This is a genomic window from Streptomyces huiliensis (assembly GCF_020037025.1).
Taxonomy (GTDB): domain Bacteria; phylum Actinomycetota; class Actinomycetes; order Streptomycetales; family Streptomycetaceae; genus Streptomyces; species Streptomyces huiliensis.
In genome coordinates this window covers 1-16,696 of record NZ_JAIQLH010000110.1, presented here as the reverse complement: position 1 = coordinate 16,696, position 16,696 = coordinate 1, and the positions used below count along the sequence as shown (strand labels likewise).

General features: G+C 73.5%; 19 protein-coding genes and 1 pseudogene. 11 read left to right on the top strand and 9 right to left on the bottom strand.

Going from position 1 to position 16,696, the window contains the following annotated elements; all coding sequences use genetic code 11:
• Positions 1-128: 128 nt before the first annotated feature.
• Positions 129-1,343, bottom strand: coding sequence for a helix-turn-helix transcriptional regulator (locus tag JNW98_RS20165; RefSeq protein ID WP_223769661.1), 1,215 nt, complete (start codon positions 1,341-1,343; stop codon positions 129-131).
• A 447-nt stretch (positions 1,344-1,790) separates the two neighbouring features.
• Here JNW98_RS20165 and JNW98_RS20160 point away from each other — a divergent pair, with 447 nt between their 5' ends.
• The 3 genes from JNW98_RS20160 to JNW98_RS20150 all read left to right on the top strand — a co-directional run bounded on the left by JNW98_RS20160 (position 1,791) and on the right by JNW98_RS20150 (position 2,654).
• Positions 1,791-2,039 carry a hypothetical protein gene (locus tag JNW98_RS20160; RefSeq protein ID WP_223769660.1) on the top strand — a complete coding sequence of 83 codons (249 nt, stop codon included), beginning with the start codon at positions 1,791-1,793 and terminating at the stop codon, positions 2,037-2,039.
• A complete protein-coding gene (locus JNW98_RS20155; protein ID WP_223769659.1) occupies positions 2,036-2,206 on the top strand; it encodes a hypothetical protein in 171 nt (56 codons plus the stop codon). Before JNW98_RS20160 ends, JNW98_RS20155 begins: the two co-directional genes overlap by 4 nt.
• Positions 2,207-2,456: 250 nt before the next feature.
• The gene (locus JNW98_RS20150) at positions 2,457-2,654 is read left to right on the top strand and encodes a hypothetical protein (RefSeq protein ID WP_223769658.1); all 198 of its coding nucleotides are present in this window, start codon (positions 2,457-2,459) and stop codon (positions 2,652-2,654) included.
• A gap of 176 nt (positions 2,655-2,830) precedes the next feature.
• Here the strand turns inward: JNW98_RS20150 and JNW98_RS20145 are convergent, their stop codons facing one another.
• The gene (locus JNW98_RS20145) at positions 2,831-3,805 is read right to left on the bottom strand and encodes an Acg family FMN-binding oxidoreductase (protein WP_372459284.1); all 975 of its coding nucleotides are present in this window, start codon (positions 3,803-3,805) and stop codon (positions 2,831-2,833) included.
• A gap of 196 nt (positions 3,806-4,001) precedes the next feature.
• Between JNW98_RS20145 and sigJ the strand changes: the two genes are divergently transcribed.
• The 6 genes from sigJ to JNW98_RS20115 all read left to right on the top strand — a co-directional run bounded on the left by sigJ (position 4,002) and on the right by JNW98_RS20115 (position 7,923).
• Positions 4,002-4,847 (top strand): RNA polymerase sigma factor SigJ, encoded by an 846-nt coding sequence (gene sigJ / locus JNW98_RS20140; RefSeq protein ID WP_223769656.1) that lies wholly within the window; start codon positions 4,002-4,004, stop codon positions 4,845-4,847.
• Positions 4,848-4,908: 61 nt separating this feature from the next.
• Positions 4,909-5,166, top strand: coding sequence for a hypothetical protein (locus JNW98_RS20135; protein WP_223769655.1), 258 nt, complete (start codon positions 4,909-4,911; stop codon positions 5,164-5,166).
• 27 nt (positions 5,167-5,193) lie between these two features.
• On the top strand, positions 5,194-5,994 hold the full coding sequence (locus tag JNW98_RS20130) for a DNA-formamidopyrimidine glycosylase family protein (protein ID WP_223769654.1): 801 nt from the start codon (positions 5,194-5,196) through the stop codon (positions 5,992-5,994).
• Positions 5,995-6,117: 123 nt separating this feature from the next.
• Complete coding sequence (locus JNW98_RS20125) at positions 6,118-6,753, top strand: TetR/AcrR family transcriptional regulator (RefSeq protein WP_223769653.1); 636 nt, start codon at positions 6,118-6,120, stop codon at positions 6,751-6,753.
• Positions 6,754-6,919: 166 nt separating this feature from the next.
• Positions 6,920-7,372, top strand: a complete 453-nt coding sequence (locus tag JNW98_RS20120; protein ID WP_223769652.1) for a GNAT family N-acetyltransferase — start codon at positions 6,920-6,922, stop codon at positions 7,370-7,372.
• Between the two features lie 101 nt (positions 7,373-7,473).
• The gene (locus JNW98_RS20115; protein WP_223769651.1) at positions 7,474-7,923 is read left to right on the top strand and encodes a hypothetical protein; all 450 of its coding nucleotides are present in this window, start codon (positions 7,474-7,476) and stop codon (positions 7,921-7,923) included.
• A gap of 30 nt (positions 7,924-7,953) precedes the next feature.
• On the opposite strand, the gene JNW98_RS20110 is transcribed toward JNW98_RS20115, so the two are convergent.
• From JNW98_RS20110 to JNW98_RS20095, 4 genes are all read right to left on the bottom strand, one after another.
• Positions 7,954-8,526 (bottom strand): class I SAM-dependent methyltransferase, encoded by a 573-nt coding sequence (locus JNW98_RS20110; protein WP_223769650.1) that lies wholly within the window; start codon positions 8,524-8,526, stop codon positions 7,954-7,956.
• Positions 8,527-8,714: 188 nt separating this feature from the next.
• Positions 8,715-9,533, bottom strand: a complete 819-nt coding sequence (locus JNW98_RS20105) for a PLL family lectin (protein WP_223769649.1) — start codon at positions 9,531-9,533, stop codon at positions 8,715-8,717.
• A gap of 29 nt (positions 9,534-9,562) precedes the next feature.
• Entirely contained in the window at positions 9,563-10,537 is a 975-nt protein-coding gene (locus JNW98_RS20100) for a 2-hydroxyacid dehydrogenase (protein WP_223769648.1), read from the bottom strand.
• A complete protein-coding gene (locus tag JNW98_RS20095) occupies positions 10,534-11,709 on the bottom strand; it encodes a lactate 2-monooxygenase (RefSeq protein ID WP_223769647.1) in 1,176 nt (391 codons plus the stop codon). Before JNW98_RS20095 ends, JNW98_RS20100 begins: the two co-directional genes overlap by 4 nt.
• Positions 11,710-11,824: 115 nt before the next feature.
• On the opposite strand from JNW98_RS20095, the gene JNW98_RS20090 reads away from it, so the two are divergent.
• Positions 11,825-12,988: a PucR family transcriptional regulator gene (locus tag JNW98_RS20090; RefSeq protein ID WP_223769646.1), complete on the top strand. Its 1,164-nt coding sequence runs from the start codon at positions 11,825-11,827 to the stop codon at positions 12,986-12,988.
• A gap of 30 nt (positions 12,989-13,018) precedes the next feature.
• Here JNW98_RS20090 and JNW98_RS20085 read toward each other — a convergent pair whose 3' ends face one another.
• The 3 genes from JNW98_RS20085 to JNW98_RS20075 form a co-directional block, all read right to left on the bottom strand.
• Positions 13,019-13,657, bottom strand: coding sequence for an HNH endonuclease family protein (locus JNW98_RS20085; protein ID WP_223769645.1), 639 nt, complete (start codon positions 13,655-13,657; stop codon positions 13,019-13,021).
• 270 nt (positions 13,658-13,927) lie between these two features.
• Positions 13,928-15,430, bottom strand: a complete 1,503-nt coding sequence (locus tag JNW98_RS20080; RefSeq protein ID WP_223769644.1) for an MFS transporter — start codon at positions 15,428-15,430, stop codon at positions 13,928-13,930.
• A gap of 294 nt (positions 15,431-15,724) precedes the next feature.
• On the bottom strand, positions 15,725-16,273 hold the full coding sequence (locus JNW98_RS20075) for a hypothetical protein (RefSeq protein WP_223769643.1): 549 nt from the start codon (positions 16,271-16,273) through the stop codon (positions 15,725-15,727).
• Between the two features lie 112 nt (positions 16,274-16,385).
• On the opposite strand from JNW98_RS20075, the pseudogene JNW98_RS20070 reads away from it, so the two are divergent.
• Positions 16,386-16,696, top strand: a pseudogene (locus JNW98_RS20070) (hypothetical protein); the annotation flags it as partial.

Sequence of the window (16,696 nt, the reverse complement as noted above, 5' to 3'; positions counted from 1 at the left end):
CAAGCGGACGGTACCCAACTGGAACTCCTCTTTGGCCCGCTCCGGGGCGCCCTGGGCGTTTCAGAGCCGCCGAAGTGCCCTGGCCGCTCCCGAGTCGAAGAGTGATTGCAGGGGGATTTTGTCTGCCCTTAGTTCTCCAGAGCCTTTAGCCCCTGGTATGCCTCACGGAGGTCTGAGGCTTCCGGAAGCCGTCTCATTTCCACAGCCTTGACGACTTCCAGCGCACGCCAATGGTTGGAAGGCACGATGCGGCCGGAAAGAATAGCGCGTTGGGCAGCATCACACGCTTCGTCCAGCCGGTTGCCGCCCAGCAAGGCCAAGGCCAGGTCGATATTCGCGGAAGCGACGCGACGCGGCCATTTGTGGATGTCATCGGCGGGGGCAAGTCTGGCGATCACTTCCCGCGCGTAGGTCTCGGCTGCCGGATCTCCGATCCATGCGAGCGTGGTGGCGGTGTACGCCAACGACTTTCCGGGGTCGTACTGGTAGTGGTGTTCTGTCCCCTTTCGTGGAACCAGTGTTTCTGATATTTGCTGCACCCGCTGTATGGCGGCGTAGGTTTGCGCCCGCTCGCCCAGACGCGCTCGCGCCCTCCCCTCTTGGGCAGTTGCCTGAATGGCAACCGAAGTCCCTGCCGGGGCAAGCTGTTGGGCGGTCTGGGAAAGTTCGAGCGCACGGCTGTAATCACCATCCGTGAGCACTCTCCACGCGTCCGTTTCGTAACACCACGCCTCAATCTCTTGGAATTCGGCATGGCGGGCAAGCGTGGCCGCTGTTCGTAGTCGCGCCGTGGCCGCATGATGTTGCTTCAAGTCGATATGGAGCGTGGCCCCTAGCAGCTGAAACCAACCTCCGACGATATGCAGGCGCCGCTGCTCGGCGAGGGTCATGCGCGCGTCCATGAGATGGGCGACGTACACGGAATGCTTTCTCACACGATCCAGCAATTCCTGTGGCGGGGAAACCGGGTACTTCATGGCTAGCTCGTCAAAGGCGCTTTCGAGCCGCCCCAAGGTCTCTTTTCCTACGTCGCTTGCCCCTACTCGCCGCGCCAGTTCGTAGGCGTCGAATTCATCGTCACTGGCCGGAGGAACGGCAGTAAGCCAAGTACTGGGAGGCTGAGTCGGCGCGTAGGCGTCCGGGATCAGCAGCGTGTCGAGTGCACTGGCAGTGATTTCCAGAATCTTGGCGATCTTTGGCCTATGCCAAGGTTGAGGATCAGTCTTGCCGTTTTCCCAACGCTGAACGGTAGAGCGATCCACACCGACCGCTTCCGCGAAGTCCTCTTGGTTGAATCCGCACGCTTTCCGGCGCTCCGCCAGCCGACGCCGCTTGCCGGTCATCCTGGCCCGTCCTCTCCGTCCGGGTGTCTGCCCTGGTCAGCGTAGCCAGTGCGGCCAACTTGCGGCGCGACTGCGGCCTTTCCGCTGTGGTGCCGAGCCGGTTCGCGCGGTTCCGTGGGTGGACGCAAGTACCCCGCGACGCGACGAACGTCCGGGGCGTGGACCACCTGAAAGGGGCAGGCAGCCATGACAGAGCTTAGGCAGGAACCCCCCGGAACGGGCACCGGGCAAAGCAACCGCTTTGCCGCCACGGGCTACTGCAAGATCACCCGAAGGGGTGCCGCGTGATGCACATGTCCTCCGGAGCCGTCCCGGTGCCCAATCCGAACGACCGATGCGAAGACTGCGACTGGCTCAGGAACGCCCGGTACGCCGCTGAGCGGGTCGGGGACTGGAAGCGCGTGCGGGTGCTGCGCACGGCCGCCTGGAAGCACGCGGAGGTGCACCGTGGGTGAACGTCGGCACTTTGCCGTCAACGGGTCCGGCGGCATCGTCTGCACGCCCCTCCCGGGGGATCTGGTGCTGGACACGGCCACGGATCGCCTCGGGACGGTCGTCTCGGCGGACGGCGCCACGGTGACACTGCGCCCGCTGTGCGGCGGTGCGGACCAGTGGGAGACCGCTGAGTACCGCCCGGCCGACCGCACGGACCGGCTGCGCGCCCGGGTGATCATGCTGAACCGGGAGGGCCGATGAGCGGCGGAGACTGCGAATCGTGCCCATGGTGGGACGAGATCATCAAGCGGGCGACGGAGCGGCTCGCTGCCGCCCCGGACCTGTGGACGCGCCGCAGCGCTCAAGTGGAGCGGGAGCGGTACATCGAGATGCGGGCGGAGCACGCCCGGAGCCACGAGGCGCAGTGATGAGGGCCGCCGAGGGCACAGGCGCTCGCCTGGCGGCTCGTGGCGTGACTGGTCGGGCCACGTGTTCCTGGCCGTCCTCGGGGCGGCTACAGCCCTCGCCGTGCGGCTCGCGGTGCACGGCACTCACTGGACCCCCGTCCCCGGCCGGCTGACGGATGCGCCGGCCGGGGTGGGTACCAGGCGCCCGGTCAGGTGCAACATCCCCGTGAAGCCCAATGGAAGGGAGTTTCCCAGTGGTTGACTGCCCGCCATGACCGCCGACGCATACCGGCCGTACGAGCCGCAGAAGTCCCCTGTCCTGTGCGTCAAGTGCCATGGCATCAGCGTGATCTTGACCAAGGCGCAGCACCCGGCGACTGGGGAATATCAGTGGCGCTTCACCTGCCTTGACTGCCGGATCGCGTGGCCCCAGGAACAGCACGGAGGAAGCCCGGACGAGTACGCGTGATCAAGGAGGAAGCCCGATGGCAAGGTTCCCGCACGCACTGCGCACCCGTCTAATGCACTCCGCAAGCTGCGCGAACTGCGGTTCATGCAGCATCCACACCGGCGACGGCAAGACGTTCACTTGCCAAGACGTCCATGTGCATGGACTGCAACCACACGTGGACGGCTGGCTGATCATCAGACGGCCCGTCCGATCGTCTCCCCCGAGACAGCCGGGCGGGGCTGGGGCACCGCCCGCGGGCCGTACCCCAGCCTGAAGAGGAACTGCGGGCAGCCGGGCTCGCCGCGCAGGAGGGCCCGGCGGAGGTCGGGCCACTCCAGGGCCTGGTGGAGCGGGCAGGTGTGGAGGCCGCGGGCCGTGGCCAGCAGGAGAGCGCGTTCGAGGGCCTGGCCGGCCCGGAGCCAGTCCGCGGGCCGGTCGCGGCCGGTGACGACCAGGGCGAGCTGGGCGTGGCGTTCGAAGGGGACGGCGGGGGCCCGCCGGGCGCGGCCCGCGCCGGTGAAGTCACGGACCGGCATGCGGCCCGTCGCGTCGACCGGGCCGAGAGCGGCGGCCGGGATGCCGTAGGGGGCGGTCCCGGCGTGCACCCAGGCGCGGCTCTCCCGGACCCGGGCGCTGTCCCGGCGGTTGCGCCGCTCCGCCTCGGCGGTGAGGGCGAGCATCCTGCGGGTGGCGACGACGCCGGGCAGGTACAGGCGGGCGCCCTCGGGCAGGACGGCCGACGCCAGTTCCGTCAGCGTGCGGACGGGCACCGGCCGTCCGGTGAACGGCGCCCGGGTGGTGCGGCGCAGGGCGACGGCGTCGTAGAGGTCCGGGTGGCGGGAGCCGTCGGGCGGGAGGCCGGTGAGGTCCACGACGGCCGCCAGGTCCGGGTCCCCGCCGTCGGGCAGCGCCCGCACCCGCGGCCGGCGGCCCAGGTGGCCCGCCGCGACGCGGAGGTTGAAGACCGCCGCCCCGACGGACAGCATCCGCGCCCGGCCCGCCGGGTCCGCGACCGGCAGCCACCGGTCCGCGGCCAGGCGCACCTCCAGCCGGGACGTGCCCGGGACCGGACGGATCTCCCACGGCCGGGAGTTGTGGATCGACGGCGCCGCCTCGGCCGCCGTCAGCAGCGTCTCCAGATCGGTGGTGCCGAGCTCCGCCGCGTCCATCGCCATCAGTCCCTCCGTGGGTCACGGGTCGTTCCGCGCCCACGCTGCGCGTCCCGGCGGCGGCCCGCCAGGGGCCGGGAGGCCCTGGTCGACGGGGGTCGGGCGCCCGTACGGCCGTGCGAACCGGCCGGTATCCTGGCCGCGCCGCCCCCGGGGGAGCCGGGGAGAACGGGGAGACCGGGGGAACCACGGGACGATGGACGACGTGTTCGAGGGGCAGCGGCCCCTGCTGCTGGGGATCGCCTACCGGATGCTGGGCAGCATGTGGGACGCCGAGGACGTGGTCCAGGAGGCGTACCTGCGCTGGGCCGGCACGGACCGGGAGGCGGTCCGCGACCCGCGCGCCTTCCTCGCGACGGTCGTCTCCCGCCTCGCCCTGGACCAGCTGCGCTCCGCCCGCGTCACCCGCGAGGCGTACCGCGGCGAGTGGCTGCCGGAACCCGTCGCCACGGACGCCGCCGGCCCGCTGGACACGGCGGAGCTGCGCGACAGCCTCTCCTACGCCACCCTCCACATGATGGAGCGGCTCACCCCGCCGGAGCGCGCGGTGTTCGTGCTGCGCGACGCGTTCGAGATGCCGTACGAGCAGATCTCCGAGGTCGTCGGCGCCTCAGCGGCGACCTGCCGGCAGATCCACCGCCGCGCCGTCGGCCACCTCACGGCCGCCCGGCCCCGGCCGCGGCCGTCGCGCGAGGAGCACGAGCGGCTGCTCGCCCGCTTCCTGGAGGCGGCGGCCGGCGGCGACCTGGCGGGTCTGAAGGACCTGCTGAGCGCCGACGTGACGGTGTGGAGCGACGGCGGCGGCAAGGTCAGCGCGGGCACGCGGCCGGTCCTCGGCCGGGACAAGGCCGCGGCGTTGCTGCTGGGGGTGACGTCCAAGTACGCGTTCACCGCGCAGCGGTGGCTGGAGGTCAACGGCGAGCCCGCGCTCCGGCTGACCGCGCGCGGCGGCGACCAGATCGTCCTGATCGACGTGCGCGACGGCCTGATCCACGCCGTCTTCGCCGTCCTGAATCCGGACAAGTTCCGATACGCGGAGTGAGGGCGGAACGTCCGCCAGGCGGCGTTCGTGTCGTTTGTCCCCCGTGGCTCGTTGGCACGGCATGACCAACCGCATCATGACGCGCATCGCCGCCGGTTCGCTCCTCCTCGTCTCCGGCGGCCTCGCCGCGACCGGCGCCGCGCACGCCGCCGAGGGCCCGCAGGCCGCCCCCGCCCCCTCGGGTGTGACCCAGCGGCTCACCCACCTCGCCGCCACCGGTGACGCCACGGCGGGCCGGGCCGCATCCTGGGTGGAGGACACCGTGCCGGAGGAGGTGAGCGGCCGGGTGTCCCTGAAGACACCGCTGTCCCGCAGCTGAGGGACCGTACGCCGTGGGAGGCGCCGCATGCCCGAGGGCGACACCGCCTGGCGGACCGCGCGGCGCCTCCACCGCGCTCTGGCCGGCACCACCCTGACCCACTGCGACCTGCGCGTCCCCGCCCTGGCGACGACCGACCTCGGCGGCCGCGGCGTCGTCGAGTCGGTGTCCCGGGGCAAGCACCTGCTGCTGCGGCTGGACGGCGGCCTCACCCTCCACTCCCACCTCGGCATGGAGGGCTCCTGGCGCGTCCACGCCGCCGGCGAACGGCCGCGCGGCGGCCCCGGGCACCAGATCCGCGCCGTCCTCGCCAACGACCTCCACACGGCGGTCGGCTACCGCCTCCCCGTGCTCGAACTCCTGCGCACCGCCGACGAGTCCACCGTCGTCGGCCACCTGGGCCCCGACCTCCTCGGCCCCGACTGGGACGCGGCCGAGGCGCTGCGCCGCCTCCTCGCCGACCCCGGACGGGCCGTCGGCGAGGCGCTGCTCGACCAGCGCAACCTCGCCGGCGTCGGCAACGTCTACAAGTCCGAACTCTGCTACATGCTGCGGATCTCGCCCTGGCTGCCGATGGGACGGGTGCCGTCGCCGGCCCGCCTGCCGGCCCTCGCGCGGAAGCTCCTCGACGTCAACAAGGACCGCTCCACGCGCATCACCACCGCCGACCCCCACCCCGACCGCCGCCTCTGGGTCTACGGCCGCGCCGGCCGCCCCTGCCGCCGCTGCGGCGGCCCGGTCCGCCTCGCGGACCAGGGGGAGCCCGGCCGGCAACGGCCGACCTACTGGTGCCCGCGCTGCCAGGAGGGCGGGCCGGCGGGCACGTGAGAGCAGGGTGCCGCCACACCCTCGACCGGTGCCCGCGCTGGTACGGACGCAGTGGGTTACCAGGTCACATAGTGGACTCGGTCAGTTGAGTTCCCTGGTAACAGCGCGTGTTAGGGTGGCGGCATGGACCGATCCACGGGCCTGCGGGAGCGCAAGAAGCAGCGGACGCGGGCGGCCATCTCCGACACGGCGATCCGGCTGTTCCTCCGGCACGGGTTCGACGGGGTGTCGGTGGCCGACATCGCGGCGGAGGCCGAGGTCTCGAAGCCGACGCTGTTCCGGTACTTCCCGACCAAGGAAGATCTGGTCGTCCACCGGTTCGCCGACCATCAGACCGAGGCGGCCGACCTGGTACGCGGCCGTGGGCCCGGCGCCTCCGTGCTGGACGTCCTGCACCGGGACTTCCGCGCCCGGCTGGACGCCCGCGACCCCGTCACGGGCCTCAGCGACCACCCGGAGGTCCTCGCCTTCCACGGTCTCCTCCGCTCGGCACCGACCCTGGTGGCCAGGATGGGTGAGTACCTGGCGCGCGAGGAAGAGGCCCTGGCCCAGGCGCTCCACGAGACGCTGCGGACCGAACGGCCGGAGATCACCGCCCGGTTGCTGGCCGGCCAGCTCGTCGCCACGCGGCGGACGCTCGCCCTGGCCAACTGGGAACGCATCGTCGCGGGCCGCTCGGCCGACGAGGTCCACCCCAAGGCGGTCGCCGACGCCGACCACGCCTTCGGTCTGCTGCGGGACGGCTTCCGCGAGGGCTGACCCGCGCCGCCCGACCGTCCGCGGAAACCTCTTGATTCTCAGCAGCCGAGTCAACGACCATGAGCCCATGCCAGGTTGACGCTAGAGACGACACGCCCGGCCGCGCGCCCCGCCGGTCCTTCCGCTCCCACGTGCCCTCAGTCGGACGGAACGGAAGGAAACACCCATGGAGATCAGGCGGATTCACGAGGACGAAGGCGACGCGGTCGGCGCGCTGTGGGACCGGATGTGCCGGGAGGCCGAGCACGGCGGTCCGCTCGACGCGCCCGCCCGCCGGAACCTGTCCCGCATGCTGGCGGTGTCCGCGTGGCACCGCGACGCCTTCTGCCTGGTGGCAGTGGAGGAGGGCCGGATCGTCGGCTTCGTGAACGGCCGGACCGACGCCGGTGACGGCCTGCTGCCCGGAATCCTCGGCGAGATCGACGCGCTGTACGTCGTGCCCGGGCAGCGTGCCCGGGGTGCCGAACGGGCCCTCGCGGAGGCGGCCGTCGGGCTGCTCCGGGACCGGGGCGCCGCGACGGTCCGGTTTCTGTCGCCCGTCGGCGACCGCGCCGAGCAGCGGTTCTGGCGGGAGCTGGGCTTCGAGCCCGACCTGGTGTGCCTGAGCCGCCACCTGTGACGGACGGTCCTGCCGGCGGACGCCGTCTCCCGCCGTAAGGACATATGATCGACGGCCGGTCCGGGCCGCCCGCCCGGACCTTCGCCGTCGGAAGAGGAGACATGCGCAAGACAGCCATGGCCGTCGTCACGGTCGCGACCGCCGCCCTGCTGGCCGGTTGCGGTGGCAGCGACAAGAGCGACGACAAGGACGCGGCCAAGGGCACGTCCGCGTCGCAGGCCGCGAAGGCCGAGCCGAAGGAGGGCGCCGGCAAGGGGGCGTCCCACCAGGTGACCCTGGAGGTGCGGGGCAAGGGGACGACGCAGGTCTACTACTACCTCGACACCAACGGCGGGCAGACGGTCACCCTGCCCTGGAAGAAGACCGCCACCATCACGCCCGAGGGCGCGGAGCGCAAGGTCGGCCGGCTGGTCACCATCACCCCCGGCTCGTCGCAGGGCGAGGACGGGATGCTGCGCGCCGCGTCGTGCTCGATCATCGTCGACGGCAAGAAGGTCGCGGACAACCAGGACGGCAAGAGCGGCAAGCCCTGCGAGTACGAGCTGAAGTAGCGGGCCGGCGGGCCCGCCCGGCCCGCCGGGTCACGCGCCGCCCGGGAACGCCCGGAAGCGGAACCTGCCCTTTCCGGCGCTGACCTGCGCCTCGTCGAAGCCCGCCGCCCGCAGCCGGGCCGCCAGCGTGTCCGGCGGCACCGGCACGCAGGTGTCGCCCCGGTGGACGAAGCGGAAGGCGCCCCCGTCCAGCGCGTCGCAGCCCGCGAACACCCCGCCCGGCCGCAGCACCCGGCGCGCCTCCGCGAACAGCCGGTCCTGCCGCTCGGGGGAGGGCACGTGATGGAGCATCGTGAAGCACGTGACCGCGTCGAACCGCCCGTCCGGCAGCGGCAGTTCGGCGCCGTCCGCGTGCACCACCTCGGCCCGGCCGCCGAAGCGGCGCCGCAGCCGCTCGACGGCGGCCGGGTCCACCTCGGCGAGCGTCAGCCGGTCCACCCGGCGCAGCAGCCCGACGGTCGTCGCGCCGTAACCGGGGCCGATCTCCAGGGTGTCGGAACCGAGCAGCACACCGTTCAGCGCCCAGGGCAGCAGCTGTTCCTCGACGGTCCGGGCCCATCTCCGCGACCGGCAGTAGAAGCGGTGGTAACGGTTCATCGCCATACGGCGAGGCTAGGACGGGCCGGGGGCGCCGCCTACCCGCGCGGGACGGGGCCCCGGCCGGTATCCGCCACCGCCCCGGGCCGCGCGGCGGAGGCCGGGCGCGCCGCTTCGCCCCGGGTTCCCCCGCCGTGTGCCGGTATGCAAGGGCAGCCCCGGGCAAAGGAGTTCGGCCGGAACCCGACAGACCGTCAGGAGCAGCTCGCGTCCGCGCACAGCCGCCACGGCTCCCAGGCCGGGAAACGTTCCCGCTCGGTGACCGTCCAGTAGCGGTCGCGGTTCCACTCCCGGGCGACCAGCCGTAGCCGGCCGTCGGGGAGCTGGGTGACGGACGAGGGCGCGCTCAGCCCCACGCCGCTCTCCGGCACCCGTTCCGTGGAGCCCACCTGGCTCCATGCGTCCTCGGGGCTCAAGTACTGCCTGCGCATCTCGATGGCCGCGCCGGTGGACCGGCTCGCGGCGAAGGTGTGCAGCCGTCCGTCACGGTCCTTGAAGAGGGTGAGACCGCCGTGGTACGGAGGCGGCGCCAGCTCGAAGCTTTCCGCCGGGGGCCACTCACCGCCGGGCGCGCGCAGCACCGTGTGGCAGAAGCCGCCGTAGGAGGAGAAGAAGACCTCCAGCCCGCCGAGGGCGTTCTCCGCCGTGTCCACCTCGTACAGCTTGGGGCCGACGGGTGTCGCGCTCACCCGCTCCCAGGCGCCGTACGCGCCGCCCGGCCGGTCCTGGGACCGGTGCCAGACGAAGGGCAGCCCGCCCATCGACGAGGTGTCGTAGAACTGCTGGAACTGCTCCGTCCTGCCGTCGGCGCGGACGGCCGACACCAGCGTCCCGGCCACGGGCCGGTCGGGCCGGCCGAGGGCCGTGGTGTCCGTGCCGCACGCCTGCGCCAAGGTCCCGGCGGTCGCGGACGGTGCCGCGGCGACGCCGCCCGCGAACGCGGGCAGCAGCGCCAGGACGCCGCACAGCAGGGCGCGGTGTAAGCGGCCGCGGTGGGCCGTTCTTCGGTGCATGGCGGAACCTCCGGTCATGGAAGGGGACTTCAGGAGACCACGTCGCGCGGCGGCTTGCCCTCGAAGTGCTCCAGAACGTTCTGCACGGCGGCGACCGCGATGCGCACCAGCGTCTCCCGGGTGACGCCCGCCACGTGCGGGGAGAGGACCACGTTGGGCGCGCGCAGCAGCCGCAGCGACGCCGGGGGCGGCTCCGGCTCGAAGACGTCGAGCCCGGCACCGGCCAGGGCGCCCGCCTCCAGCGCGTCGGCCAGCGCCTCCTGGTCGATCAGGGCGCCACGGGCCGTGTTCACCACGAACGCGGTGGGCTTGAGGAGGGCCAGCCGCCCGGCGTCCAGCAGGTGCCGGGTGGCGTCGGTGAGCGGCGCGTGCAGGGTGACGTAGTCGGAGGTGCGGAGGAGCTCCTCCAGCTCGACGCGGCGGGCGCCGAGCCGGGCCTCGGTCTCCGGTGGGGCCGCCTCCGGGCCGCTGTAGACGATGCTCATGTCGAACGCCGCCGCCCGGCGGGCCACTTCGGTGCCGATGGTGCCCAGGCCGACGATGCCCAGCGTCTTGCCGGACAGCTCGGTGATGGACGACTGGAGGCGGGGCAGCGCCCAGTCGCCCCCGGCCAGCGCGGTGTGCGCCGGTACCAGCCGCTTGGCCAGGGCCAGCATCAGGGCGAAGGTCTGCTCGGCGACGTTCTGCCGCTCCGCCCCGCTGGAGCCGATGGTGCAGACGGGGACCGACCGGGCGCGGGCCGCGTCCAGGTCCACGTAGTCGTAGCCGTGGCTGGCGCACTGGACGAGCTCCAGGGCGGGCGCGGCGGCGAAGTGCGCCGCCGTCACCGGTCCGAGGCCGGTGATGACGACGTGTGCCTCGCGCAGCGCGGCCGGGTCCTCGTCGGCCGTCTCCACGACGGTGACCCGGGCCCGGTCCGGGAAGAGGCCGGCGAGGGCGGCACCGGCGGTCCGGCCGCCGACGTGCGGGGAGACGATAGCGAGGACGTTCCTCGGCTCGCTCACAGCGCCTCCCGTATCAGGTCGGAGGGGCCCGGCGAGGCGGGGTCCGCGTGCCCGGACAGGGCCAGGGTGAGGTCGAGTTCGGCGAGCAGGCACCGGATGACGTGGTCGACGCCCGCCTGCCCGTCGAGGGCCAGCCCGTACACGTACGGCCGGCCCAGCAGCACCGCCCGCGCCCCCAGCGCGAGGGCCTTGAACACGTCGTCGCCCGTCCGCACCCCGCTGTCGAACAGCACCGTCAGCCGGTCGCCGGCCGCCGCCACCACGCCGGGCAGCGCGTCGGCGGCGGCCACCGCGCCCGCCACCTGCCGGCCGCCGTGGTTGGAGACGACGACGCCGTCCATGCCCGCGTCGGCGGCGGCCCGCGCGTCGTCCGGGTGCAGCACACCCTTCAGGACGATCGGGCCGTCCCAGTGCTCGCGGAGGAACGCCAGGTCGGGCCAGGTCTTCCCGGCGTCCGAGAACATCCCCAGGAAGTGCCGGACCGCCGCCTCGCGGTCCTCCTCCACGGGCTTGGCCAGCCCCGCCCGGAACGCCGGGTCGCTGAAGTAGTTGGCCGTGCCCACCCCGTGCAGGAAGGGCAGGTACGCCTGGTCCAGGTCGCGGGGGCGCCAGGACAGCAGCGGGGTGTCGAGGGTGACGAAGAGGGCCGTGTAGCCCGCCGCCCGGGCCCGGGACAGGAAGCTCCGGGCCACCTCGCGGTCCTTCGGCCAGTACAGCTGGAACCACCGCTCGGCGTCGCCCATCGCCTCCGCGACCCGCTCCATGGGGGTGCTGGACGCCGACGACAGGACGTACGGGACGCCGCGCGCGGCGGCGGCGCGGGCCGCTGCCGGCTCGGCGTCCGGGTGCGCGATCTTCAGGATGCCGACCGGCGCCAGCGCGAGCGGCGTCGGCAGCCGGCGGCCGAACAGCTCGACGGACAGGTCGCGTTCGGCCACGTCCCGCAGCATCCGCGGCACGATCCGCCACCGGTCGAGGGCGGCGCGGTTGGCGCGGGCGGTGCTCCCGGTGCCCGCGGCGCCGATCACGTACCCCGCGGGTCCTGCGCCGAGCCGCCGTTCGACCAGCTCCTCCAGCCGGCTCAGGTCGGCGGGCAGCCGGGGCACCGCGCCCGACAGCCCGTTCAGGTAGATCTCGTACTGGTAGTCCGCCCAGCGCGGCGTGGTGGTCATGGGTCCGTCCCGCCTCCCGTCCGTGGAACCGCTCCGTTCCGGCTGCGATCCTCACGGCGGTGACGTGTGCCGTCCACGGTGGTGCGCACGGGGTGAGTACTGCGACCATCACGGGGTGACGAACGAACGCGAGCGGATCCGCCGGGAGCTGGTCGCCGACCCGCGCGTCGTCGAGGCCGTCGTCGACGCGGTGCACCAACGGGTCCCCGCCTACGCGGACCTCGACGACGGACGCCGCGGGGAGGTCCGGGCCATAGCGGCCTGGGCGCTGGAGCGCTTCCTGCACCTGTGGGCCGTCGACGGCGACATCGGCCCGGCCGACCTGCGGCGCTTCCGCGGCATCGCGGCGGCCCGGGCGGCCGACGGCCGCCCGCTGCCGGCCGTACTGCGGGCCTACCGGGTCGCCGCCGCCGTGCTGGTGGACGAGATCGCGGGCCGGGCCGACCCGTCCGCCGCCGCCGACGCGTTCGCCCTCACCCGGCAGCTCCTCACCACCCTCGACACCCTGTGCGAGGTGATGGCCGGCTCCTACACCGCCACCAGCGACCGGCTGGCCGGCGACCGCGCGCAGGCGCTCCGCCTGCTGCTGGACGACCTGATCGCCGGCCGGCACGCCTCCGTCGGCGCGGTGACCGACCGGGCGGCCCGCCTCGGCGTCGAACTGCCGTACCCCTACTGCCTGCTGGTCGCCGGACCGGGCCCCGACGACCGCCCGGCGGACCCGGCGGAGCTGCTCACCCTGCTCACCGGCCCGGCCGTCGGAACGCCACTGGCCACGGCCCAGGGCCCGCGGGCGGTGCTGCTGCTCCCCGCGGACGCCGCCGCGGCGGCCCCCCGCGTACTGCGGGAACGCGGTCTGCGCGGCTGCGCGATCACCGGCGAGGGCCTGGACCGCATCGCCGTCGCCCACCGCCTCGCCACCGGCGCCCTCGCCACCGCGCCGGAGCACGCCCACCGCCCAGGGCGCGTCCTCACCGACGCCGACGCGCACGTCCTCGCGCTGCTCGCCGGACACCCGGCCACGGACGCGGAGCACATCGGACGGCTGGTCCTCGGCCCGCTCGCCCGGCCCGCCCAGCGGCACCTGCTGGAGGCCCTGACCGCCTACCTCGACACGGGCTCCGCCACGGCCGCCGCCCGGGGCCTCCGGCTGCACCCGCAGTCCCTGCGCTACCGGCTGCGCCGCGTCCGCGAACTGACCGGCCGCGACCCGCGCGACCCCTGGCAGCGGCTCACCCTCGACATCGCCCGGACGGTCGCGGGCCCGCCCCCGGGGTAGGGGGACGGGCCCGCGTGCGGCGTGGGGGCGTCAGCAGCCCTTGAGGACCGCCGCCAGCTTGTTCTTCTCGGCGCTGTCCACGGTGAGCTTGTAGTCGTGCTTGACGGTCACCCACATGCGCACGTACGTACAGGCGTAGTCGGCCCGCGACGGCATCCACTTCGCCGGGTCCTTGTCGCCCTTGGCCTGGTTGACGCGGTCGGTCACGGCGATGAGCTGGGAGCGCGTCAGGTCGTTGGCGTACTTCTGCCGGTCGGCCTTGGTCCACTTGTCGGCCCCGGAGCGCCACGCCTCGGCGAGCGGGACGACGTGGTCGATGTCGATGTCCGCGGCGTCGTGCCAGGTGGCACCGTCGTAGGGGGAGTACCAGGTGCCCTCGACGGCGGCGCACTTGGCGTCCTGCTCGACGTCCTGGCCGTCGCGCTGGAGGACGACCTCGCGGGTGTTGCACTGCCCGTGCTGGGTGATCCAGTGCGGGAACTGCGCCCGGCTGTAACCGTCGAGGGTTCCCTCGGGCCGGACGGTCAGCGCGTCCACGTAGGAACGCGCGGTGGCGGCGTCCGCCGGGGCGGGCGGCGCGGCCTGGGCGCTCGGCCCGTTGAGGACGATCGCGCCGGCCAGGGCGGCGAGGCCGGCGGTGACGGATATTCGACGCGCGTAGAGACGCATGCGTGACGCTCCCGATGGGGTGGGTGAGGGAATCGCGGATCAGGCTGGTGGCACCGGGTGTCCGGGGGGTGAGTGCCGGGCAACACAATGGCGGCGTGCGCATGTCAAAACAAGTGTTCTGGAAGTGATCTCACTCTCGAAACCGGATTCGGGCCGGGAGGAAGGGCGCGAGGGCGGCGAGGGCATGCGAAAGGCCCGCACGCGGTGATGTGCGTGCGGGCCTCGCGTCAGAAGTGGCGGGCCGCTGCGGTCACCGGCCCTGAGGGGGCGTCAGGGCGTGCCGGTCGGGGTGCCGGTGTCCGCGCGGGCGGCCGTCAGCGGGGTGGCGATGTCCTCCAGCGACCGGCGTTCGGCGGGCAGCGCGAGGAAGCCCGCCACCACGCCCGCCGCCGTCATCAGCGCGGCGCCGATCTGAAACGCCAGCACGGTGTCGCCGACCACGCCCGAGCCGGTCAGCTTGGCGAACAGCAGCGGACCCGTGATGCCGCCGGCGGCCGTACCGATCGCGTAGAAGAAGGCGATGGCCAGCGCGCGCGTCTCCATCGGGAAGATCTCACTCACCGTCAGGTAGGCGCTGCTGGCGCCCGCCGAGGCGAAGAAGAGCACCGCGCACCAGCAGGCCGTCATCGTGGCCGCCGTCAGCGAGCCCCGGCCGAACAGCCAGGCGGTGCCGAACAGCAGCAGCCCGCTCAGCACGTACGTCCCCGTGATCATCGGCCGCCGGCCGACGGTGTCGAAGAGGCGCCCCAGCAGCAGCGGGCCGAGGAAGTTCACGAAGGCGATGACCGCGAAGTAGTACCCCGTGTGACCGGAGGGCACCGAGAAGAAGTCGGTGAGGATCGACCCGAACCCGAAGGTGATCGCGTTGTACAGGAACGCCTGGCCGATGAAGAGGGCCAGCCCCAGCGCCGAACGGCGGGGGTAGTCGCGGAAGACCGTCCGCGCGATGGTCAGGAAGCCGACGCTGCCGCGCCGGTGGATGGTGATCTTCCGGTCCACCGGCTCGCAGGGGCGGCCCGTGTCGGCGGCGACCTGCCGCTCGATGGAGTCGACCAGCTCCTCCGCCTCCTCGCCGCGGCCGTGGATGAACAGCCAGCGCGGCGACTCGGGGACGTTCCGCCGGACCAGCAGGATCACCAGCCCCAGGACCACGCCGAGACCGAACGTGAGCCGCCAGCCGAGCCACGCCGGGAACAGGGCGGTGTCGAGCATCAGGACCGACAGCAGTGACCCGCCCACGGCCCCGATCCAGAAGCTGCCGTTGATGATGAGGTCGACGCGGCCCCGGTACGGAGCCGGTATCAGCTCGTCCACGGCCGAGTTGATGGCCGCGTACTCACCGCCGATGCCGCAGCCGGTGAGGAAGCGGAACAGGAAGAACCACCAGGAGTCGACGGCCAGCCCGGTCAGCGCGGTCGCGGCCAGGTACACCGCGAGCGTCAGCATGAAGAGCCTTTTGCGGCCCAGCCGGTCGGTCAGCCAGCCGAAGAAGAGGGCGCCCACGCAGGCGCCCGCCACGTACAACGCCGCGGCGAGGCCGGTCACCTGGGCGGAGGAGATGTCGAGCCCGCTGCCGTGCTCGGACAGCCGGGACGCGATGTTGCCGACGACGGTCACTTCCAGGCCGTCGAGTATCCACACCGTGCCGAGGCCGATCACCACCATCCAGTGCCACCGCGACCACGGCAGCCGGTCCAGCCGCGCCGGGACCGACGTGGTGACCGTCCCCGTACCACCCCCCGCGCCGTCGGAACGTTGTTCGACCGTCGCCATGACGCACCTCCCGGACAGCTCGGCCGGAAACCCCGCGCCCCCGGCCGGACGTCCCGGCGTCTGCCCCGGACGGCCGGCGGCACACCCCGGGACCTGGGTCGCGAGGGGCTCACGGGGCCCACGCGGCGATCGCCGCGTGAGCGGGTGAGGTATGGAACGTGCGTGGTGAGAAGGGTCTCGCCCGGGGGACGCGGTGCGTCCCGGACCCCGGCCCGGGAGGGGCCGGTGCCCCCAGTGTCCCCCAGGCCCGGGCCAGGGGCCCACCGGAGGCCCGGAGGCCAGGTCGGCCGGGGGTTACCGGACGGTCAGGTCCCCGTCCGGCACGTCCGCCACCGTGACGGCGGCCCGCGGCTGCCCGAGCGCCCGGGCCACCGCCCGTGCCACCCCCTCGGCGTCGGGGACCGACGGCACCGGGACCTCCTCGTCCGGGCCGTACGCCTCGATCGCCTTGGTGAGGTAGCCCGGGTGCCAGGCGCCGAGCGCGCCCTTGACCTCCACGGACCGCACGGGCCGGTGGCCGACCCGGGCCCGCAGCGCGGGCAGGATCGCGTCCGAACGCAGCTCGCCGGGCACCTGGAACAGGCTGGCGTGCGCCCCCACCAGACCACCGTCCGCCAGCCGTACGGTCACGGTCAGGCAGCTGGTGACGCTCGGGTACAGCAGCGGCGTGCCCGGGGCGGCCTCGCGCACCTGGCCCTCGGTGATCCGGACGGGGGCCGCCGGCGCGGCGTGCGCGGCGCCGGTGCGGACCCCGGACGGCGGGGCCTCCGCGGCGGTCGCCGCTCCCGCCGGCAGGGCGAGGACGAGGAGGGCGGCGGTCACGGCGGCGGGGGAGAGGCGCACGGGGGTCCTTTCACGGATGCGGTCAGGGGTGCGATCGACGCATCGAGCACAATAGTTCGAGGGTGGGCGCCGCCGGGCCCGTACCCCCGGCACGAGCGGGAGAGCACAGCGCATGGGCATCACGGTCGAGTACGAGGACGGCCAGGACGCGGCGGACGCCGACGCCCGCCGGTACGAGGAGCTCTACGCCGGACTGCCCATGCCCCTCCCCGACCTGGCCCGCGCCGCCGCCGACCGCCCGGCGTGGACCGTCGTCGCCCGCCGCCCCGACGGCGGCCTGCTCGGCTGGGCCGAGGTCCACCCGCCGGCGGCCCCGGACGCCGACGCCGCCGACGTCCGGTGGCTGCTGGTCTCCCGGGAGCGCGAACGCCTCGCCGCCGGCGTCCCCGTACGGCGCGCCGCCACCGCCGAGGAACGCGAGAC